Origin of the sequence: Psychromonas aquatilis (genome assembly GCF_038155185.1) — a bacterium.
Taxonomy (GTDB): Bacteria; Pseudomonadota; Gammaproteobacteria; order Enterobacterales; family Psychromonadaceae; genus Psychromonas; species Psychromonas aquatilis.
Genome location: NZ_JBAKAZ010000033.1, coordinates 16,481 through 37,714, shown reverse-complemented (window position 1 = coordinate 37,714; position 21,234 = coordinate 16,481). Strand labels below are relative to the sequence as shown.

Annotated in this window: 24 protein-coding genes; 17 read left to right on the top strand and 7 right to left on the bottom strand. The window is 37.3% G+C overall.

The window, feature by feature from the left end; all coding sequences use genetic code 11:
• The first annotated feature begins 394 nt into the window (after nucleotides 1–394).
• Nucleotides 395–778, top strand: a complete 384-nt coding sequence (mutT, locus tag V6256_RS09795) for an 8-oxo-dGTP diphosphatase MutT (RefSeq protein WP_341598034.1) — start codon at nucleotides 395–397, stop codon at nucleotides 776–778.
• On the opposite strand, the gene V6256_RS09790 is transcribed toward mutT, so the two are convergent.
• Complete coding sequence (locus tag V6256_RS09790) at nucleotides 762–1,610, bottom strand: DNA ligase (protein WP_341598033.1); 849 nt, start codon at nucleotides 1,608–1,610, stop codon at nucleotides 762–764. The two genes, mutT and V6256_RS09790, sit on opposite strands and share 17 nt — an antisense overlap.
• 65 nt (nucleotides 1,611–1,675) lie before the next feature.
• Nucleotides 1,676–2,527, bottom strand: coding sequence for a carboxylating nicotinate-nucleotide diphosphorylase (nadC, locus tag V6256_RS09785; RefSeq protein ID WP_341598032.1), 852 nt, complete (start codon nucleotides 2,525–2,527; stop codon nucleotides 1,676–1,678).
• 140 nt (nucleotides 2,528–2,667) lie between these two features.
• Here nadC and coaE point away from each other — a divergent pair, with 140 nt between their 5' ends.
• The 4 genes from coaE (at nucleotide 2,668) to V6256_RS09765 (ending at nucleotide 4,650) form a co-directional block, all read left to right on the top strand.
• Nucleotides 2,668–3,267: a dephospho-CoA kinase gene (coaE, locus tag V6256_RS09780; protein WP_341598031.1), complete on the top strand. Its 600-nt coding sequence runs from the start codon at nucleotides 2,668–2,670 to the stop codon at nucleotides 3,265–3,267.
• Nucleotides 3,268–3,331: 64 nt separating this feature from the next.
• A complete protein-coding gene (gene zapD / locus V6256_RS09775) occupies nucleotides 3,332–4,063 on the top strand; it encodes a cell division protein ZapD (protein WP_341598030.1) in 732 nt (243 codons plus the stop codon).
• Between the two features lie 25 nt (nucleotides 4,064–4,088).
• Entirely contained in the window at nucleotides 4,089–4,283 is a 195-nt protein-coding gene (gene yacG, locus V6256_RS09770) for a DNA gyrase inhibitor YacG (protein ID WP_341598029.1), read from the top strand.
• Between the two features lie 22 nt (nucleotides 4,284–4,305).
• Nucleotides 4,306–4,650: a HopJ type III effector protein gene (locus tag V6256_RS09765; protein ID WP_341598028.1), complete on the top strand. Its 345-nt coding sequence runs from the start codon at nucleotides 4,306–4,308 to the stop codon at nucleotides 4,648–4,650.
• An 89-nt stretch (nucleotides 4,651–4,739) separates the two neighbouring features.
• On the opposite strand, the gene yciH is transcribed toward V6256_RS09765, so the two are convergent.
• Nucleotides 4,740–5,066 (bottom strand): stress response translation initiation inhibitor YciH, encoded by a 327-nt coding sequence (yciH, locus tag V6256_RS09760; protein ID WP_341598027.1) that lies wholly within the window; start codon nucleotides 5,064–5,066, stop codon nucleotides 4,740–4,742.
• Nucleotides 5,067–5,273: 207 nt separating this feature from the next.
• Here yciH and V6256_RS09755 point away from each other — a divergent pair, with 207 nt between their 5' ends.
• The 12 genes from V6256_RS09755 to V6256_RS09700 all read left to right on the top strand — a co-directional run bounded on the left by V6256_RS09755 (nucleotide 5,274) and on the right by V6256_RS09700 (nucleotide 17,225).
• Nucleotides 5,274–5,504 (top strand): FeoA family protein, encoded by a 231-nt coding sequence (locus V6256_RS09755; protein ID WP_341598026.1) that lies wholly within the window; start codon nucleotides 5,274–5,276, stop codon nucleotides 5,502–5,504.
• Nucleotides 5,501–7,798, top strand: coding sequence for a Fe(2+) transporter permease subunit FeoB (gene feoB, locus V6256_RS09750; protein ID WP_341598025.1), 2,298 nt, complete (start codon nucleotides 5,501–5,503; stop codon nucleotides 7,796–7,798). The genes V6256_RS09755 and feoB overlap by 4 nt, the downstream gene beginning before the upstream one ends.
• Nucleotides 7,799–7,800: 2 nt before the next feature.
• Nucleotides 7,801–8,031: a FeoC-like transcriptional regulator gene (locus V6256_RS09745; protein WP_341598024.1), complete on the top strand. Its 231-nt coding sequence runs from the start codon at nucleotides 7,801–7,803 to the stop codon at nucleotides 8,029–8,031.
• 182 nt (nucleotides 8,032–8,213) lie between these two features.
• Nucleotides 8,214–9,332, top strand: coding sequence for a dual-specificity RNA methyltransferase RlmN (rlmN, locus tag V6256_RS09740; RefSeq protein WP_341598023.1), 1,119 nt, complete (start codon nucleotides 8,214–8,216; stop codon nucleotides 9,330–9,332).
• A 118-nt stretch (nucleotides 9,333–9,450) separates the two neighbouring features.
• Nucleotides 9,451–10,233 carry a type IV pilus biogenesis/stability protein PilW gene (gene pilW / locus V6256_RS09735; RefSeq protein WP_341598022.1) on the top strand — a complete coding sequence of 261 codons (783 nt, stop codon included), beginning with the start codon at nucleotides 9,451–9,453 and terminating at the stop codon, nucleotides 10,231–10,233.
• The gene (locus V6256_RS09730; RefSeq protein ID WP_341598021.1) at nucleotides 10,226–10,783 is read left to right on the top strand and encodes a helix-turn-helix domain-containing protein; all 558 of its coding nucleotides are present in this window, start codon (nucleotides 10,226–10,228) and stop codon (nucleotides 10,781–10,783) included. The genes pilW and V6256_RS09730 overlap by 8 nt, the downstream gene beginning before the upstream one ends.
• Before the next feature lie 102 nt (nucleotides 10,784–10,885).
• A complete protein-coding gene (gene ispG, locus V6256_RS09725; RefSeq protein ID WP_341598020.1) occupies nucleotides 10,886–11,995 on the top strand; it encodes a flavodoxin-dependent (E)-4-hydroxy-3-methylbut-2-enyl-diphosphate synthase in 1,110 nt (369 codons plus the stop codon).
• Between the two features lie 238 nt (nucleotides 11,996–12,233).
• Nucleotides 12,234–13,511: a histidine--tRNA ligase gene (gene hisS / locus V6256_RS09720; protein ID WP_341598019.1), complete on the top strand. Its 1,278-nt coding sequence runs from the start codon at nucleotides 12,234–12,236 to the stop codon at nucleotides 13,509–13,511.
• A 35-nt stretch (nucleotides 13,512–13,546) separates the two neighbouring features.
• Nucleotides 13,547–14,227 (top strand): YfgM family protein, encoded by a 681-nt coding sequence (locus V6256_RS09715; RefSeq protein WP_341598018.1) that lies wholly within the window; start codon nucleotides 13,547–13,549, stop codon nucleotides 14,225–14,227.
• A gap of 13 nt (nucleotides 14,228–14,240) precedes the next feature.
• Nucleotides 14,241–15,440 carry an outer membrane protein assembly factor BamB gene (gene bamB / locus V6256_RS09710; RefSeq protein WP_341598017.1) on the top strand — a complete coding sequence of 400 codons (1,200 nt, stop codon included), beginning with the start codon at nucleotides 14,241–14,243 and terminating at the stop codon, nucleotides 15,438–15,440.
• A gap of 73 nt (nucleotides 15,441–15,513) precedes the next feature.
• On the top strand, nucleotides 15,514–16,989 hold the full coding sequence (gene der, locus V6256_RS09705) for a ribosome biogenesis GTPase Der (RefSeq protein WP_341598016.1): 1,476 nt from the start codon (nucleotides 15,514–15,516) through the stop codon (nucleotides 16,987–16,989).
• Between the two features lie 5 nt (nucleotides 16,990–16,994).
• Entirely contained in the window at nucleotides 16,995–17,225 is a 231-nt protein-coding gene (locus V6256_RS09700; RefSeq protein ID WP_341598015.1) for a zinc ribbon domain-containing protein, read from the top strand.
• A gap of 435 nt (nucleotides 17,226–17,660) precedes the next feature.
• On the opposite strand, the gene V6256_RS09695 is transcribed toward V6256_RS09700, so the two are convergent.
• The 4 genes from V6256_RS09695 to V6256_RS09680 are packed head-to-tail and all read right to left on the bottom strand — an operon-like array spanning nucleotide 17,661 to nucleotide 21,163.
• On the bottom strand, nucleotides 17,661–18,242 hold the full coding sequence (locus V6256_RS09695) for a BON domain-containing protein (RefSeq protein WP_341598014.1): 582 nt from the start codon (nucleotides 18,240–18,242) through the stop codon (nucleotides 17,661–17,663).
• A gap of 8 nt (nucleotides 18,243–18,250) precedes the next feature.
• Nucleotides 18,251–18,838 (bottom strand): D-sedoheptulose-7-phosphate isomerase, encoded by a 588-nt coding sequence (locus V6256_RS09690; RefSeq protein WP_341598013.1) that lies wholly within the window; start codon nucleotides 18,836–18,838, stop codon nucleotides 18,251–18,253.
• A 5-nt stretch (nucleotides 18,839–18,843) separates the two neighbouring features.
• Nucleotides 18,844–19,215: a YraN family protein gene (locus V6256_RS09685; RefSeq protein WP_341598012.1), complete on the bottom strand. Its 372-nt coding sequence runs from the start codon at nucleotides 19,213–19,215 to the stop codon at nucleotides 18,844–18,846.
• Entirely contained in the window at nucleotides 19,184–21,163 is a 1,980-nt protein-coding gene (locus V6256_RS09680) for a penicillin-binding protein activator (protein ID WP_341598011.1), read from the bottom strand. The genes V6256_RS09685 and V6256_RS09680 overlap by 32 nt, the downstream gene beginning before the upstream one ends.
• Nucleotides 21,164–21,234 lie beyond the last annotated feature (71 nt).

Here is a 21,234-nt window from a genome sequence, read left to right as displayed (position 1 = left end):
AGGGAGACTAAAGTCACCGCCCCGAGCGAACATCAATACTACTCCGCTTAGATAGTTACTCTAACGCTAGTGCTACTCATTTTTAGGAACTGAGTAATTTGGATTCGTGAATGCCCATCTTGAAAATGTGCTAAAGCCAATCAGCATATTTTCATTTGTAATGAAGTTTGTTTACGGGCAAGTACTTTAAAATCTGTCTTTTATATGCTCCATCTTGAGTCGCTTTAATTGTAAGAGATAAATCGACTAGATCATATTTTTACTTAAATTGGTATAATGAGTTACTACGGTATAATTTAGTCAATAAATTGATGTTGTTGAGAGCAACTTAACTCAATAAATCAATTTTCAATTATTGAAGATGATTTATTATGTTTATTTAGATAGAGGCAAAATGAAAAAACAAAACATTAGCATTGCAATAGTGCAGAACGAACAACAACAACTGTTAATTAGTCGCCGCCAAAAAGGACAACATTTAGCAGGTAAATGGGAGTTTCCAGGAGGTAAAGTAGCCGAAGGTGAAGCGTATGAATTAGCCATGTTAAGAGAGCTCAAAGAAGAGGTCGGATTAACAGCAACCAAATATAAGTTATTTGATTCATTACAGTTCGACTATGATCAGTTAAAGCTTAATTTACACTTTTATTTAGTGTCTGAGTATTCAGGAGAAGCACAATCTTTAGAAGGGCAAGAGGTGAAGTGGATTTCACCTGAGCAATTAAAAGATTATGATTTTCCTGAAGCAAATGTTGGCGTCATTAATAAATTACTCTAACACGCATAAATGAAGCGAATCTTGGGACGTTTTTTTGCGTTTTCCCTGTATAACGATAAGTGATCACCGCACCTATTTTAGGTGGCGTTCGGCGTTGTTGGTCACTAAATCCTGTGCCAATTTTGAAAGTGATCCCTTCTTCATTGGTGACTAATAATGATCCTAATTGCCCTTTATATTTACCTTTCCCGGGAATATGATCAATAACGGTTGCCTCAGCATCTTCAAACTTTTTTAACTTCATTAAGTATTGGTTTCGTTGGGTTTTATATAGTGCATCTTGATGATGTAGCATCAGGCCTTCCCCTTTTTCTGTAACAACTTGATCTAACTTTGTGAAGAGTGCTTTAGAGGTTTTAAGCTTTTCTTGTTTAATCATTTTTAAATAAGGGCTATCTATTTTTGCCACTAAGCGTTGCATGTCTTCTACCCGCTTAGAAAAAATAGAAGGGTTATTGGGCATATCAAAAATCATAAACTTCACTTGTTGCCATTGCTGGTTGTGATAATCCTGTGTGCGAACAATACTGGAAACTTGTTCAAAGCGATGGCGTTTTATCCATAACTCACCATCGAGCGGCTGACGTGGAAATGATGCGATAAACCAAGCTGGTGCAGTAAATTTATTGCCCTGTTTAGATAATAATTGTTGGCCATCCCAATAGGCACGAATCCCATCAAGTTTTTCACTGATAAAGTAAGCTTCTACTTTAATATTTTCTCTAAATTGAGTGGCAAGTTGAATCGGTGGTGGGGTGGCATAACCTTGAAAACTGATAAAGATTAAACTGATAAAAATAGATCTGAGGTAGTTTGTTGTGGTTAATATCATAAATCCCCCTACACTTTAAAAGACACGCTAATTAAAGTGTAGGAAAGATTCGAAAGAGTGTGCTGTTATTCTACAAAACGCATTGATAAATCCACAGCGCGTACATGTTTTGTTAGCGCACCGACAGAAATATAATCAACGCCAGTTTCAGCAAAGCTCAAAATAGTGCTGCTATCGACGTTGCCTGAGACCTCTAAATCAGCTTTAACTGGGTTTTGTTGGTTGATACTAACCGCTTCTAACATCATTGGAATGGTAAAGTTATCTAACATTACACGTTGGGCACCTGCATCAAGTGCTTGTTTCAATTCATCAATGCTTTCAACTTCAACTTCAACCCAACGTTCTGGATGTTGAGTATTTGCTATTTCTATCGCTTGTTTAATACCGCCACAAGCCATAATGTGATTTTCTTTAATTAAGTAAGCATCATATAAGCCAATACGGTGATTAACTCCACCGCCACAGGTAACTGCATACTTAGAGGCATTGCGTAAACCTGGTAATGTTTTACGTGTATCTAATAGCTTACAATTTGTCTCTGCAATTAAGTCTGCATAGTATTTGGTGATGGTTGCAATACCAGAAAGTGTTTGTATAAAGTTAAGGGCAGTGCGTTCGCCAGTTAATAAAGCCCTTGATGGCCCTTCAAGTGTAAACAATGGACTATTTGCAGCAACCAAATCACCATCTTTAACATGCCAAGTAATAGTGACGGTATTACCTAGTTGGAAAAATACTTGTTCAGTCCAAGCTTTACCGCAAAATACCGCTTCTTCGCGTGTAATAACCGTTGCTTTTGAAGACTTCTCTTCGGGAATTAAAAATGCAGTAATGTCGCCTTCAGTTGCCGATAATCCATTTAAATCTTCGTGTAAAGCTAAGCGAACACTTTGTGCAATTTCTTGTTCATTCATGGTAAATTTCCAAGCTACAGTAAAAAAGTGAAATATTACCTTAATAGTTTTTGAATACCAGTGGTCTATTCGATTAACTTTTATAAAATAGCGTAATTTAACAAAATAGATTATTTTCCTAAGAACTAAAGAGAGTGTTAATGAGTCTAATTATTGGTTTAACAGGTGGCATAGGCAGTGGTAAATCGACCGTTGCTAAAGAGTTTATTGAATTAGGTATTGAAGTGGTGGATGCAGATCTTGTTGCTCGAGAGGTCGTTGCACCAGGCAAGCCAGCATTAACTAAGATTGAATCTGATTTTGGGAAGACAGTTATCACTGCTAACGGGGCTTTAAATAGGGCTGCTTTACGCGATATTATTTTTCAATCAGAAGCTAAAAAGCAATGGTTAAATGAACTACTACACCCTCTAATTCGTGAAAGTATGCTCTCTCAATTGGCCTCTGCTAATAGCGCTTATGTTATCTTGGAAGCGCCTTTATTGATTGAAAATAAATTAACACAATATGTTGATTATACCGTTGTTGTCGATGTGCTTGAGGAAATACAAGTGAAAAGAGCAATGCAACGAGATACCAATACAAGGGAGCAAATAGAAGCGATTATGAAAGCGCAAATAAACCGAGAAAATCGTTTACAACATGCAGACTTTGTTATTGATAATAATAACAATGATCTTGTCACTTTAAAGCTGACTGTTAACAAGTTACACTTACATTTCTTATCCCTATTAAGTTAGGCTCTTTGATAGCTTGTAAGTCAGACTATTATATCATTTTACTTTTAACTAAATAGATAACTTTATGATCTCTTTTGAATATCCTTTAACTGAAAAAAGTCGTAGTTACTTACGTTTTGAATCACTTTTTTTACAAATAAACCAAAGCATTACCTTACAGCATGAAAGCGATGCAGTGAATTTCTTCAAATCATTATTCGAATTGGTTGAGTTAAGCGATCGTATAGATATAAAACATGATTTAATCAAAGATTTACGTGCACTATCTTCTGAAATGCAGGCATGGTTGCAATGTGATGAAGCTGATAAAGAAGCAATCGAAGCGTTAATTGATGAAATTAGACAACTATGCACTGCCTTATTGTCGATGTCTAAACAACTTAAATTTTTCAAGGAAAGTCGCTTTTTAACTTCTTTAAAACAACGCTTTTTCATCCCTGGCGGTTGCTGTAATTTTGATTTACCACAATTACATTTTTGGAATGCGCAAAGCAGTGAGCAAAAGCAATCTGATGCCCGTAAGTGGTTTGAATACTTTAAAGACTTAGAGCATGCATTATCATTATTTTTAAAAATGAAACGGCTCCAAGGTATTAAATCAGTGAAAAAAGCGAAAAATGGTTTTTTCCAAGGTGAAGTTGACGATGCCTTATTTATCACCATTAATGTTGAAAATGATTTAAATGTCTACCCGATGATCTCTGGACATAAACATCGCTACTCTGTGCGCTTTATGAATACGCAAGCTGAAAATAGCCGAGTTGAGTTTATCGAGTTCGAACAAATATTTAGTTAAAAATATATTAATAAGAGGATTTGTAATGGAAGTGAATTGCCCAACTTGCCAGAAGAAAGTGGTTTGGGATAAACAAAGTCTGTACCGTCCATTTTGTAGTAAACGTTGTCAGTTGATTGATTTAGGTGAATGGGCTGATGAAGAAAAAAGAATAAAGGGTGAAACGGTTAGCCCTGAGAATTTACCACAAAATAAAACAATTTATTTTGAAGAAGATTAATCAAGTAAAGTAAGGGTACGAGATGTTATTAAATGACTTTTTAGCAAAGTTAAACGGACAAGCAGAAGCGATTGAATTTTCAGAAACGATGGCTGTTATAGAATCAAACTATAGCTATTCTGAAGTTGCTTTCAGTAATGGTGAGCAAAATAATGCCGCTGGAGAAAATGCAGGTTCTTGTAAAATATTTGCATTTGCAAAACTAAACAAGTTAACTGAAACACAAACTTTAGGGTGTTTTGGTACTTATTATCGTGATGACGTTTTAGGCTTTCCTGACGCATCGGATCATCAAAATATTCGCCAATTTATGATTCATGGTTGGGATGGTATTAATTTTTCAGGACCAGCATTAGTAAAAAAATAGTCTTTTCTTTGTTAATGACTCAAAAGTTAATGACTCAAAAAACCAATGTGCTGCACATTGGTTTTTTATTTTATAGTCCTTACAAAATATTAGCCGCCAGCTAGTTTTACTTGGTACCCCTGTTTTTCTAATACAGTTTTAATCACTTCACGCTGATCCGTTTGAATCTCTATCACAAAGTCTTTTACTGTGCCGCCACAGCCAGTGCGTTTTTTTATCTCTTTAGCTAATGCTTTGATCGCAGGTTCATCAAGTTGCAAACCTTTAATCAGCGTCACACCTTTGCCTTTACGGCCTTTGGTCTCTCTGTGTAAACGAATGATGCCATCGCCTTCAGGTGCCGTTTGTTTTTGTTTGGTTTTCTCAATTTTTCCACCATCGGTAGAATAAACTAAATTTAAATCACTCAAGTCCATGGTTATTCCTGTCTCTCAGTTTTAATAAACTCATGATACTAAAAGATACAAACTCAGCAAGAAAAAAGCCGAAAAATTGATACAAAACAATAACGGTGCAGCTTTATCAAAGGGTATGTTGTGAATGAGAATGGTTTGTATTAGCTTGGTGTTTATCAAGACTCGCACATTAACAAAGCGGGTTATTAAGTAAGTGGAAGGTCGATCATGGTACTGTCAGAATTAAAAGTAGGGCAATCAGCAAGTATTATTCACTTTAATAGCATTGAACCTGTGATGCGCAAAAAATTACTTAATCTAGGCTTTTTACCCAAGGCTAAGGTCGAATTGATGCGCGTTGCTCCCCTAGGTGACCCACTTTCTATTCGTTGTGCGAATAGTTCAATAGCACTTCGTAAAAGTGTTGCTAATAAAATTAATGTGGAGTGCTTAAGATGACACTACATATCGCAACAATTGGTAATCCCAACTCAGGAAAAACATCATTATTTAATGCATTAACAGGTAACAATCAACATGTAGGTAATTGGAGTGGTGTGACCGTCGATAAAAAAACAGGTCACTTTACGCTCAATAAAAATCAACAAGTCGATATTGTCGACCTACCGGGTATTTATAGTTTAGATAATGACGTGCAAAGCTCATCCTTGGATGAGCGCGTTGCTTTTGAATATATTATGCAAAACAATCCTGATATTGTATTAAATGTAATTGATGCGAGCTGCTTAGAGAGAAGCTTGTATTTAACATTACAACTTTTAGAACTTGGGTTACCTGTCTTTGTTGTATTGAACAAAATGGATATAGCAGATAAGCAGCACTTGATGATTAATGAGGCTAGTTTAAGTAAGCAATTGGGCTGTCCTGTTATCTCGCTTTCTACTCATCATAAGCAGACTATTAAGAAACTAACTCGAGCTATTGCTGAACAACAAAATAGCGACTTTTCAAGTACTCTTACACTTGATTATGGTCAGCACTTACAACCTATTATTGAGCAAGTCAGCGATTTAATGGCTAGCGCTAGCCGTTTAAATAAAGCGGCTTTGGCAATTAAGTGTATTGAAGGAGACGAGCTTTCCTTACAACAATTAAATCAACAGTCAGTAGAAATGATTTATACACTTAAGCAGTCATTGGCAATTGATGTTGATCTACAAATTGCAGATACTCGTTACACTTTTATTTATGACTTAACCCAAAAAGCCGTTCGCAATAAAGGGCATTTAAGTAAAACATTAACCGATAGAATAGATGCGCTAGTATTAAACCGTTTTCTAGGTTTACCTATCTTTTTGTTTGTGATGTATTTAATGTTTATGTTCTCGATTAATATCGGCAGCACTTTTATTGACTTTTTTGATATTATGGCCGGTGCTATTTTTGTCGATCAAACAGCTTACGGTTTAGCGGCTATCCACGCGCCGGAATGGTTAATCAACGTACTTGCTTATGGTGTAGGTAACGGTATTCAGACGGTCATGACATTTATTCCTGTGATTGCCTGCTTGTACTTATTTCTAGCGATTCTAGAAAGCTCCGGTTATTTAGCAAGAGCTGCTTTTGTGGTGGACCGTTTAATGCAGTTAATCGGCTTACCAGGTAAATCTTTTGTACCGATGATCGTTGGATTTGGCTGTACTGTCCCTGCAGTGATGGCAGCACGCACCTTAGAAAAAGAGCGAGAACGTTTACTCACTGTGATTATGTCTCCATTTATGTCTTGTGGTGCACGTTTACCAGTATATGCGTTATTTGCCAGCGCCTTTTTTCCTGAACAAGGACAAAATATTGTTTTTCTACTCTATTTGATCGGCATTTTAGTCGCGGTAATGACTGGGTTTATTCTAAGTCGTACGATATTACCCGGTAAAAGTGAAAATATGTTTTTGGAAATGCCGGATTATGAGATTCCTACCTTTACAAATACTTGGATTAAAATTTGGCATAAACTAAAAATCTTTATTTTTGGAGCAGGGAAAACTATTGTCTTGGTTGTGACATTGTTAAATATTTTTAACTCAGTTGGTACTGATGGTAGTTTCGGTCATCAAGATAGTGAACAGTCGGTTTTGAGTCAAACAGCACAATGGATCACACCGGTGCTATCGCCTTTAGGTGTCAGCGATGATAATTGGCCTGCAACGGTGGGAATTGTGACAGGTATTTTTGCTAAAGAGGCTGTAGTTGGCACCCTTAATAATCTTTACGTTGATAATAGCAGTGAGGATGAGCAAGCGTTGACCTTATCAAATAAGCTTAATATTGCACTCGCGACTATTCCTGAAAATTTAATGGGCATCGATATCGCGGATCCATTAGGTATTAATGTTGGCGATGTCTCTGACTTAACCAATACCGCTATAGAGCAAGGGGTGGACTTGACTATTTATAAAAATATTCAAGAGGCTTTCCTCAGTAAAGAAGCGGCCTTTGCTTACCTGTTATTTATTCTTTTATATGCTCCCTGTGCAGCAGCAATGGGGGCCATTGTTAGAGAAGTTGGGATGAATTGGGCTCGCTTTGTGGCGCTTTGGTCAACGACCATTGCTTATCTTTTTGCTGTTATTTACTACCAAATAGCCACTTTTACGGCACATCCGATCAATAGTGCAGTCTATTTAGGCTGTTCATTAATCATTATCGCTGCGATTTTATATAATTTGAAATATAAAGGGCGCTTATTAATTCACAACAATACATTTAAACAACATAAACCAGTACAAGGCTAACCATGATATTAACAGAACTATTAGTTTATATTGAGACTAAACAACGTGTTGAAGAAACTGAGTTGTTAAGCTACTTTCACCTACAGGAAAATGGTTTAGCGCCTATGATTGAGAGATTAATGAAAACCGGGCACATACAAAAAACAATCAATTCTCGAGGCCCAAGCTTGCCCGCCAGAATATTTTATAGTTGGCAGCAAAATAAAGTAATACCGATGGTGAGCGAATTATAAGTTATCGATGTCTTTTAATTTGAAAACCAGTTAGATCTGATAGAAAGTCCCATTATATGACCATTCATGTGTATATTTTGGATAAGCAATGTTAGTTTAAATTTGTGACTAGCATCCGCTATTCAAAATATGTACAATCCACCTCCGAATTTATACCCGAATTAGTTTAGTTGAGGCATCACATGAGTCAGAAAAAAGTAAACCTGTTAGATTTAAACCGTCAAGGTTTGCGTGATTTCTTCACTGAAATGGGTGAAAAGCCATTTCGTACAGAACAAGTTATGAAGTGGATTTATCATTTTGGTTGTGAAGATTTCGACCAAATGACCAACATTAATAAAGCATTGCGTGAAAAATTAAAAGCGCGTGCTGAAATTGTTGCACCTGAAGTAAAAGTTGAACAACGTAGTGATGATGGCACCATAAAGTGGGCGATGACCGTCGGCAACCAAGAAGTAGAAACGGTTTATATCCCAGAAAAAGACCGTGCAACTTTATGTGTATCTTCACAGGTAGGTTGTGCATTAGCATGTGATTTTTGTTCAACAGCACAGCAAGGTTTTAACCGTAACTTAACGGTTTCAGAAATTATTGGTCAAGTTTGGCGTGCAGCGAAAATTATTGGTGTAACAGGCGAAAGCGGCCAACGACCTATTACCAATGTTGTAATGATGGGAATGGGTGAGCCTTTATTGAACTTGAATAATGTTATTCCTGCGATGGAATTAATGTTAGATGACTTAGGTTATGCGCTATCTAAACGCCGAGTGACCTTATCTACTTCAGGCGTTGTACCTGCATTGGACATATTAGGCGATCGAATTGATGTTGCATTGGCTATTTCATTGCACGCACCAAATGATCAGCTACGCTCAAAAATGATGCCTATCAATGATAAATACAACATTGCTGACTTCTTAGCTGGCGTAAAACGTTATGTCGCTAAATCAAATGCAAACCGTGGTAAAGTGACCGTTGAGTATTTATTGTTAGATCATGTTAATGATTCTACTGATCAAGCACATGAATTAGCGCATTTATTAAAAGATACACCTTGTAAAATTAACTTGATTCCATTTAACCCATTCCCTGGGAACGACTATACTAAACCAAGTAATAGTCGAGTTGATCGATTTAATAAGGTATTAATGAGTTATAACCATACCGTGATTGTTCGTAAAACACGTGGTGATGATATTGATGCCGCTTGTGGGCAGTTAGTCGGTGATGTTATTGACCGTACTAAACGCACAATGAATAAACGTAAGCATGGTGAAAATATCAATATCCAACAAAGTTAATTTATGTGATTGCCTCTAAGGTAATAAGCTTAGAGGCTGCTCAAAACATACATCATGCTCTAAGATACTTCATTATAAAATTGCGTAATCATTTCAATTTTATGACTAGGAGAGGTGTATGTATTTTCTTATATTAACTCTGTCATCAATTTTTATTCTATCCGCCTGTGTCTCAAGTGAAACGACAACCATGTTAAATACGCCCGTTGCACAGAAACAGACATTTGATCCTGTTGCTGCAGCCGACACGCGAATTAAGCTTGCTTTGTTGTATTTACAAAATAAACAAATGCAACTTGCAAAAGAAAACTTAGATACAGCGCTTGGTTACCAACCTAATGATGCCAAGATTTATCGTGTGTATGCTTACTATTTCCAGCAAGTTAATGAAACTGATAAAGCAGAGGCATTTTATAAAAAATCATTATATTTAGATGATAGTAATGGTGATACCTATAACAATTATGGTACATTTTTATGTGCACTCGAGCGTTACGATGAAGCTGAAGCTGCATTTTTAGAGGCGATAAATTCAAAGAACTATGCGAAAATAGCGCGTTCGTATGCTAATGCTGCCATTTGTGCAGAGAAGGGCGGCTTTAATCAGAAAGCAATTCACTATTATGAAAGTGCACTATCCTATAGTCCTAATAGTTATGAGCTTTATTTATCGTTAGCAAAATTAAATATTACAGAAAAACATTACAAAGCAGCAGAAACAAACTTATTTATGTTTCAGAAACATTCAACAGTAACTGCTGAAAGCCTTTGGGAATGGATGAGATTAAGTTATGCCTCGGGAAATAAAGCGAGTTTTACGCGTTATTCTGAACAACTTCTCGAACAGTTTCCTGAATCACAACAAGCTTTAAACTATTTAAATAATGGGTATTATGACTGAACAGATAATGGAAAATACAATGACGCTTGATAACTCTTTAAAAGAGTACCGCCTAGCAGCAAATCTATCTGTTGAGGAAGTTGCGGTTAAACTAAACTTAAATACCAGTGTCATTAAAAATATCGAAAATGATTTACAACAAGTGATTGAAGAAAAATTTTATCCATCGATTTATTTACGTGGATACCTGGTTAATTTTAGTAAGCTAGTTGGATTGCCAGATATTGAATCGTTTGCTCAATATCAGGCGCTAGGGAAGCAGCAAGCCCCCCTAAAAACTATCTCAAATGCACAAATTTTAAAAGATAGAAAACCTTCATCAAATAAAGGTAAGTGGTTTATTTTATTGTTATTATTAGTTGCAGTATTTGCAATTGCTTTAAGTTGGTCTTCCATTTCTTCTTTTGTTACCTCAATCTTTTCCGATGAACCGGAACACGTTGAAATATCTAGCCCATCCTCTACTGGTGTATCAGAGGTCGCATCTAATCATCAACAATTAACAGTACATTCACTGATTTTAAATAGTGAACAAGCATCATCAGAATAGAGTATGTTGCTAACTATTAAATCGATTGAATTTGGGTATATCGATACCATCGTCATTTAAATATTAGTAATTAATTAACTTTCAAATTTAAGAGTAAATACAATGAGTCATACCTCTTCTATAATAAGACGTGAATCAAAACAGATCATGGTGGGCAATGTTCCTGTTGGGGGCGGTGCGCCAATTACAGTACAATCAATGACTAATACACTGACGACTGATGTGGCAGCAACTGTTGCGCAGATCAAACGTTTAGAAGCGGTTGGTGCAGATATGGTACGTGTTTCAATACCAACAATGAATGCGGCGGAAGCTTTCCGTGAAATCAAACAGCAATGCAATATTCCTTTAATCGCTGATATTCATTTTGATTACCGTATTGCATTAAAAGTAGCTGAATATGGTGTAGATTGTTTACGTATTAACCCTGGTAATATTGGTAATGAGCAACGCATTCGTAGTGTTGTTGATTGCGCAAGAGATAAAAATATCCCCATTCGAATAGGGGTAAACGGTGGCTCACTAGAAGCAGATATTCAAGAACAATATGGCGAACCAACAGCACAAGCCCTAGTTGACTCAGCATTACGACATGTTGATATTCTAGACCGTCTTAATTTCGATCAATTTAAAGTGAGTGTTAAAGCCTCAGATGCGTTACTCGCAGTAGAGTCTTATCAATTACTTGCTAAGCAAATTGTGCAGCCGCTACATTTAGGGATTACCGAAGCGGGCGGTTTGCGAAGTGGTAGTGTCAAATCAGCAGTTGGTTTAGGGATGTTATTATCTCAGGGTATTGGTGATACCTTACGTGTCTCATTGGCTGCTGATCCAGTTGAAGAGATAAAAGTAGGCTTTGATATTCTTAAGTCATTACGTATTCGCAGTCGCGGAATTAACTTTATCGCTTGTCCAACTTGTTCACGCCAAGAATTTGATGTAATCGCAACAGTAAACGCGTTAGAAGAAAGGCTTGAAGATGTGGTTATGCCAATGGACGTCTCCATCATTGGTTGTGTTGTAAATGGTCCCGGTGAAGCCTTGGTTTCAGATTTAGGAATCACGGGTGGTAAAAATAAAAGTGGTTTCTATGAAGATGGAACACGCCAACGTGACCGTTTTGATAACGATAATGTGATTGACCAATTAGAAGCAAAAATACGAGCTCGCATTAGCCGTTCAGATCAAAGTCAAATTATAGTGAAAGGTTAGTCTGATAGAAAATTGATTACTTATATAAATAATTTCAATAAGCTAGAGACGAAATAACACCCTAAAAATGCCAAAAAGCCCAATTATATTGAATATTTGGGCTTTTTTATTTACTTAATCGGAGCAAAGCAATGTTGCATTGTTCCATCTGACTAGAAACTTCCTTATAATGATTCTCAATTTATAGAGAATACATAGTAAGTGTATTTTTATTCATAGACAAAATTCGGAAACTATTGTGGCAAATAAGATACAAGCTATTCGTGGAATGAACGATACTCTTCCAGAACAAACGCCTGCGTGGCAAAAATTAGAGTCGCTAATTAGAAAAACAGTGAGCAGTTACGGCTATTCTGAAATTCGTATGCCAATAGTAGAAAGTACTCATTTATTCAAACGTTCTATTGGTGAAGTAACTGATATCGTTGAAAAAGAGATGTACACCTTTGAAGATCGTAATGGTGATAGTTTAACATTACGCCCAGAAGGAACAGCTTCTTGTGTTCGTGCGGGTAATGAGCACGGTTTATTATATAACCAAGAACGCAGAATGTGGTATATCGGTCCAATGTTCAGACATGAGCGTCCTCAAAAAGGGCGTTACCGTCAATTCCATCAAGTTGGGATTGAAACATTTGGTATTGCTAGTGCTGATATTGATGCAGAAGTGATTTTATTATCTGCTCGTTTATGGAAAGCATTAGGCATTGAGCAACATGTAGAATTACAGTTAAATTCATTAGGTAGTAATGAAGAGCGTAATCAATACAAAGCGAAGTTAGTTGAGTTTTTACAAGCGCATGAAGATAAGTTAGATGAAGACAGTAAACGTCGCATGTTAACTAATCCTCTTCGTGTACTAGACAGTAAAAATGAAGCGGTACAAGCTATTTTAGAAGACGCGCCGAAACTATCTGATTATTTTGGTGCCGAAACCGCTGAACATTTTGCAAAAGTACAAGCTTACTTAGATGCTGCGGGTGTTAAATATGTAATTAATGAACGCATTGTCCGTGGTTTAGATTACTATAACCGCACTGTATTTGAATGGGTGACTTCAAGCTTAGGATCTCAAGGTACGATTTGTGCTGGTGGTCGTTACGATGGCCTAGTTGAGCAATTAGGTGGTAAAGCAACACCGGCGGTTGGTTTTGCAATGGGCTTAGAGCGTATTATTTTAATGCTTGAAACATTAGAGTTGAATGCAGACGTTAAAGGCGATGTTGATATTTACAGTATTCTCGTGGGAGAAAACACCGATATTGCAGGCTTTAAAGCGGCAGAATTAATTCGTGACCAATTACCTGAATTAAAAATGATGCATCATTGCGGCGCAGGTAATTTTAAAAAGCAAATGAAACGTGCTGATAAAAGTGGTGCTAAAGTTGCCTTAATAATAGGTGAAAATGAGTTAGAGAGTGGATCTGTTACCCTAAAAGATTTACAAGGTGATCTACCTCAACAAACTATTTCAGTAGACAGTTTGGTAAATGTTTTACCAACTTACTTTGCATAGTCGATATTCAAAAATAGAATTAGTAAGGAACACACGTGGTTGATATTATTGAAGGTTACGAAACAGAAGAGCAACAAGTTGATGCAATCAAAAAGTGGTGGAGTGATAATGGCACGACTTTAATTATTGCAGCGGTAGTTGGTTTAGGTGGTTTATGGGGATGGCGTTATTACGGTGAAACCGTTGCCGTTAGCCAAGAACAAGCTTCTGCAGAGTTTGCTGTTGTACTAGACAAATTTAATGCACAAGGTGAAGCGCATGACAGCGATGATATGAAAGCGTTTGTTGCCGAAAATGAAGGCAATAGTTATGCAACATTAGCGTCTTTATTACTTGTTAAAGAAGCAGTGACTGCAAAAGACTATGCGCTAGCAAAAACTGAACTTGATGCGTTAGTTGAGAGTAACGAGTATGAACCACTAATGCCTGTTATTGAGTTACGTCTAGCACGTGTAGAAGCCGAATTAGGTAACTACGATACGGCTATTAGTATCTTAGATAAGATCGACGAAAAAGCGTTTGCAGTTAAAGCTAACCAAACTAAAGGTGATGTTTACCTGAAGCAAGGTAATACTGAAGCTGCACGTGATGCTTATCAAGCTGCTGCTGATGCGAGCGAAGGACGTGTTGACACTTTCTTACAATTACAACTTGATGATTTAGCTGTTGCTAACGCAGACATTGCTGTAGCACCTAAGTTAGATGCTGCGCAATAAATCGAGATAAATAATGATTAAATGGGTTAAAAATATAACGGTTATCGCATCGAGCGCGTTAATTTTAAGTGGTTGTTCACTTTTTAGTGGCGAAGAAGATGTGGTTAAGATGGCTGAATTGCCTGAATTTGAAGCAACTTACGAACCAGAGATTGATTGGACAGCCAGCATTGGAGATGGTGTTGATAAATACTTCTCACAATTAAAGCCAGCGGTTGATAATGACGCTGTTTATATTGCTGCCCGTGGTGGAGAAGTAAAAGCCTTATCCATTGAAGATGGTGATACACTGTGGTCAATAGACTTAAGTGATCAAGAAGCGAATACGCTTAACCGTTCTGCACGTTTATCGGGTGGTATTGGTCTAGGCGGTCAAACGCTTTATATCGGTACTGAAAACGCACAAGTTTTTGCAATTGATGCAGAAAATGGTGAAGTTAAGTGGATGACGGAAGTCTCAGGTGAAGTGCTTGCTCAACCTGTATATGACAGTGGTTTTGTAGTAGTGCATACCTCTCGAGGTGACTTGATCGCTTTAGACAGTACCACTGGTGAAAAGGTTTGGAATTTAAATAATGCCCAACCTAAACTAACTTTACGTGGTACTTCAACGCCGACTATCTCTCAAGGTGGTATTGTTTATGGCCGAGCTGATGGTTATATCTCAGTGGCTTTATTAGAAAATGGCCGTCCACTGTGGCAAATTGCTGCAGCGCGTGCTTATGGTGCGACTGAACTGGCTCGTTTAGCCGATGCAGATATGCAACCTGTTGTGGTAAACGGTATTGTTTATGCGCTTGCTTATAACGGTAACCTAGTTGCAATTGACTTATTAAAAGGTCAACAACTGTGGTTCCAAAAATATGCAGGTTATACTGACATTAGCGTTTCAGGCTTAGATATCTTTTTGACCGACTATCGTGGTTATGTCTACGCACTTAACCAAAGTGATGGTGAACAACGTTGGGTAAATAAAGAATTATCTTACCGTAACCTGACAGGCGTTACCGTTGCCAATGACTTTATTGTAGTTGGTGATGCTGAAGGTTATTTACACTGGATTGACCGTGAAACAGGCCAATTTGTTGCTCAACAAGATTTAGATTCAGATGGTTTGTACCAAGCACCTGTTGCGACCTCAACTCATCTTTACTTACAAACACGCAGTGGTGATGTGATCGCCATTGAAAAACCGATATTAAATGTAGAATAATTTAATTCGTTTTTACGCTATACTGTAGCCCCTTGCTGTGCATGGGGCTTTTTTAGTTTTATAGGATTCCAATATGTTACCAGTCATCGCCTTAGTAGGTCGCCCTAATGTAGGTAAATCTACGCTTTTTAATCGCTTAACACGTACGCGAGATGCGTTAGTTGCCGATTTTCCCGGTTTAACGCGAGACCGTAAATATGGTCAAGCTAAAGTTGAAGAACTTGAGTTCATCGTCATTGATACCGGTGGTATTCAAGGTGATGAAGTGGGTATCGATGCATTGATGGCCGAGCAGTCACTTAGAGCAGTTGATGAAGCGGATGCCGTTTTATTTCTTGTGGATGCGAGAGTGGGCTTAACCTCTGCCGATCAAGGTATTGCAGAACACCTACGTAAACAAAACAAAAAAGTAATGGTCGTTGCTAATAAAACGGATGGGATTGATGCAGATTCGGCTTGTGGTGAGTTCTATGCACTAGCATTAGGCGAAGTTTACCATATCGCTGCGGCACACGGTAAAGGTGTGCGTCAGATGATTGATGCGGCTTTAGAAGAGTTCCAAGAAGAAAATCCAATTGTTGATGAAGTGGATGAGTATGAATTTGCATTGGACCATGACGATGAAGACGAAGAGCGAATTGCAGCAGAGCAAGAGCGTCTAGCAAAATTACCTATTAAGTTAGCCTTAATTGGTCGTCCTAATGTAGGTAAATCTACACTGACAAACCGTATTCTTGGTGAAGAGCGTGTGCTTGTTTATGATATGCCAGGAACAACACGTGATAGTGTTTACATTCCAATGGAGCGTGATGGCCGTGAATATGTATTGATTGATACGGCAGGTGTACGTAAACGTAAAAAAGTAAACGAAACCGTTGAAAAATTCTCTGTCATTAAAACATTAAAAGCGATTGAAGATTCTAATGTCGTCATGCTGATCATTGATGCACGTGATGGTATTTCAGATCAAGATTTAAGTTTATTAGGTTACACCTTAAACTCAGGACGTTCGTTAGTTATCGCCGTTAATAAATGGGATAACATGACAGAATACGACAAAGATCGCGTAAAAACTGAATTAGATCGCCGTTTAGGCTTTATCGACTTTGCAAAAATTCACTTTATATCTGCATTGCACGGAACAGGTGTAGGGCATTTATTTGAATCAGTAGACGAAGCTTATACTTCATCGACAAAACGTATTTCTACTGCAATGCTAACGCGTATTATGGGCATGGCAACAGACGATCATGAGCCGCCAATGGTAGGAGCGCATCGCGTTAAATTACGTTATGCTCATGCTGGTGGTTACAATCCGCCATTGATTGTAATTCATGGTAATCAGGTGAAAAAATTAGCTGATTCTTACAAGCGTTACCTAATGAACTACTTCCGTCGTTCACTAGGCATTATGGGGACGCCTATTCGTATTGAATTTAGAGAGGGCTCTAACCCATTTGAAGGACGTCGTAATAAATTAACGCCACATCAAATGTATAAACGCCAACGTTTACTACGTAGCTATGCAAATAGTAAAAATAAGAAGTAAATAAGATGGATTTACACTGCCCACACTGTGACAATAAACTGGAGCGAAACGCGGAATTAACGCGTTTTTGTCCTGCGTGCCATGAACACTATGATATTAAAATTGATTGTGATCAGTGTGGTGGGCCTTTACAGCGTTTAAAAGCTTGTGGAGCTGTTAACCTTTGGTGTGATAGTTGTAATGAGCTGAAGAGTAAATCTAATGCTCTGTATCGGTTAGTTAAGCAAGATAGTTAATATATTAATTGGTAATACCAATGATATTAAATAAGTGATCTAAATTTTGCGCAGGAAAAATGACTGAGTTCAAGGCGTAATTTGAGTTAAATAGTTGTTCTATTTGCAAAAATTACAACGAAGAAATAAGTTATTTTAGCAAGTAAAATAGATCAGTTAATTAGTGTGATTGGTATAATACCAATTATATTAAATAAGTGATCTAAATTTTGCGCAGGAAAAATGACTGAGTTCAAGGCGTAATTTGAGTTAAATAGTTGTTCTATTTGCAAAAATTACAACGCAGAAATAAGTTATTTTAACAAGTAAAATAGATCAGTTAATTAGTGTGATTGGTATAAGTAGCTTATCGCTAAATAAAGTAAAAAGGAGTGCATTGCACTCCTTTTTTGTTTGTATCATTTTTCACTTTAAAATAGCGGTGATTGCGCGGTCTTATTTCGCTGGAATAAGCTCAAAAACCCTAACCACTTGCTTTACACCATCAACATTACTGGCAACGCTAGTGGCGTAGTTAGACATCTCTTCCGTTACTTGACCTATTAAAAATACCTCTGCATCTTCGGTAACCACCTTAATTTTCAGCGGATTTACCTTGTCGTGACTAGTCAATTGGCTTTTCACTTTAGTGGTTAACCAAGTATCTTCACTTTGCTGTGCTAAAGAAATTGGAGCGTTAATACGTAGTTGGTTATAAACACCTGCGACACCATCAATATTATTAATAAGTGCTTCAATCTTCGTACTATTTTCTTGGTTTTGTATTTGCCCAATGAGTAATAAGTAACCATTATTAGCGATAATATTAATACGCATATCATCGTTGTAGGCATCAGATTCGACCACAGCGTCAATGGCTTGTTTCTCTAAGTCACCGTCTTTTATTAACTGCTTAATACTACGTTCATCACTGCTCACAGAAACGGCTGTTCCCGCTGCAATAATTAAACCGCCCGCACATCCTTGCAAAAGAACAGCCGAAAGTAATACAGATAATAGATAAGGAGATAATTTCATTGTTGATCCTAGTATTGAGGGAATAGTTGTTGGTCAATCAGATCACTCAAACAGTTCACAACTAATAAATGAATTTCTTCAACACGTGCCCCTTTATTGCTTGGTGCTCTAATTTCTATATCGTCTGGCCCTAATAATCCCGCGATTTCTCCACCATCAACACCCGTCATCGCAATAATTTGCAGATTTTTACTGAGTGCCATTTCTACTGCTTTAACCATATTACGGCTATTGCCGCCATGATTAATGGTAATCAAAATATCGCCTGGTTGTGCTAATGCTGAAATTTGTCGCGCGTAGATTTGGTCAAAGTGACTGTCGCTGGCAATAGCAGAGGCTAATGAGGAGTCGGAAGTAATTGCAATAGCGGGTAAAGCAGGGCGCTCGGTTTCATATTTGTTAAGCAAGTGAGAAGCAAATATCTGTGCTAGGCCAGCAGCGCCGCCATTGCCACAAATTAATAGTTTTTGCCCATTAACTAAACAATTAGCCAGTGAGATGGCTGCATTTTCTATTTGTTCGGGTAACGCTTCTGCTGCAACTATTTTAGTTTGAATACTCTCAGCAAAGTGAGATTTAATTTTTTCTTTAATCATTTACTTTAATTCTCTTGAAATGCATCTTGTACCCATTGGGGAGCAGTGTTTTCATCACTGATAGCGATCACGTCGAAACGACAATAAGGCTCGTTATCAAGCAATGAAAGATAGTGTTTTGCAGTTTTAATTAACTTCTTTTGTTTTTGAGGCGTGATTGATGCGATTGCACCGCCATATTGTTGATTTTTACGGAATCTAACCTCAATAAAAACCAGTGTATCTTGGTCTGACATAATCAAATCAATTTCACCAAATCGACAATAAAAGTTTTGGCAAATAAGCAACAAACCTTGCTTCTTTAAAAATGCTAAAGCTTGTTGCTCGTATTTAACTCCTTTTGAGCTACTTGATTGAAGTAGGCGTGGTAACTTCAATTAGTTCCCCATCTTCATCATAAGTCGCCCACGTTAAATGGCTATTAACAGTGTTGTTATTATCTAAATTAAGCTCACCGACTAAACCTTGGTACTGATATCCCTCAATAACCTGTAAGTGTTTTAGTTGATCAATTAAACTATATCCGTCATAACCTAAGGCAAATAAACGCAGTGTTGAATAACGTTGTTTTGGCCAAATTGATTGGATCTTTTTATTTACTTCACCATCTTCATTCACTAAGAAGCTAACATCTGAGAACGTTAACCCTTCAAGCTCTTTATCTTGGGTATTAGTCAAGTCCATTTCATGGCTACGTGAACTAGCATATAACGGGATTTTTTTAGCATATGGGTTAACAACAACCGACATGAACGATTTAAAGAAGATGATGTTACTGCGCTTACCAATAATGTAAATACCGTCTGTATTACCTCGGTTCTTGGCTAATGCTTTAAGTCGTCCAGCAGACATTTTTTTCATTTGCTCTGCACGTCTTCTGCTGACATCTGTTTTTAATGCTTTGCCAAGGAAGTTTTTGTAATTCACATCTTTTGTGTAGAAGTAAGTTACAGCATTCGTTGCATTTGAATTATTTTCATCTAATAACGCTTTCCAACGCGCTTCAAATGCTGCTGATGCTCTTTTACCAAAATCAGATTGAGGTGCAAAAACCAATGGCATTTTATGATGATTTTGGAACATTAATTCTGCGGCTTGTTCTGCTTCATCTTCTGGAGAAAGCGGGAATGCATAATGAATGCTTGATGTCATCGATGCTTGACCTGTTGCATCTAATGGAAAGCTATTTAACGCCAATACAGGAATATCTGTAACCAACGGTAAAAAGTGTTCAATATTAGGCTTTAGCAGTGGACCCACAACAAAGTCAAATTCCTGTTCATGCAATTGATCAGCTATCTCTTGCATGGTCATTTTATTGGTATCGAAAAAACTTAAATTAGGTGGTGTTGTTTTAAATTGGCCCGTGATCACAATTTCTGACTGCTCAGGGTTTGACGACTCATTAGCATATTGCTCATTTTGTAGTGATGTCTGATTATAAAAAGCGTTACTAATCCCGTACTGTAGGGCTTGAGCTGGTTTTTTGAATCGACCTGTTAATGGCAATAAAATAGCTATTTTATTAGGCGTGTAAGGTTGTGCTTCAGACAAGTTTAGCAATTGTGTTGGCATTAAATTAATAACAGGGTGGTTTGGATATATCCCTTTCCACGTTTCGACGCCTTGTATTAATTGGTTAGTGCGTAACTTGTAACGTTGATAAACACTTCCTAAAGAGTACCAACCTTTAACAAACATCTCTTGATCGCTAAGAGAGGCTGTTGGTAGTTTTTGTTCTGTTTGTTCATCCAACGTGCTACTAGGTAGCATGCTCAGTTGCGTCAACAAGGTATCATTATAATATTGTTGTTCTTCTTTAACCGTTAATAATGGGGTTAATGTCAATAAAGTATCAACCGCTTGTTGTGTTTCTTGTTGGCGGATATGTAATTGTGCTTTTAACTTCAGGTAATGTACTGTCGCTTCTTTTGAAATAGCGTTTTTATCAATACGTTTCATGATCTCAAGCGTGCTATCGATTTTATTTTGAGCGTAATTGTTCTCTGCGCGCAATAATAGAAGATGATTCTGCTGCTGAACTGTTAATTTAGTCGTATCTAGCTCTTCAATCATTGAGTTAGCAATGTCGTACTGGCCTTCTCTGGTAAGTGCTTGAATAGTCACCAATGCCCATTCCGTTTTGGCAGGATCAGTTAATATTTCAGATTTTTGTAAAGCGAAATCAGCTGATTGGCTAAAATCAGTAAAAAGAGTAGGTGCGTCATCTTCATTACCAATCGTTGTACAAGCTGCAATAAGTAAAATACTTAAGGCCATAAATGAAAAATGTGCTGTACGTTTAGTTAAATTTACAATGGTCAATTTTGTGTCCTTTTTAAAGCAAACCAATTCAAGTTCAGTTTTCAGATAGGTATCAAGGTACCTATAGTGTA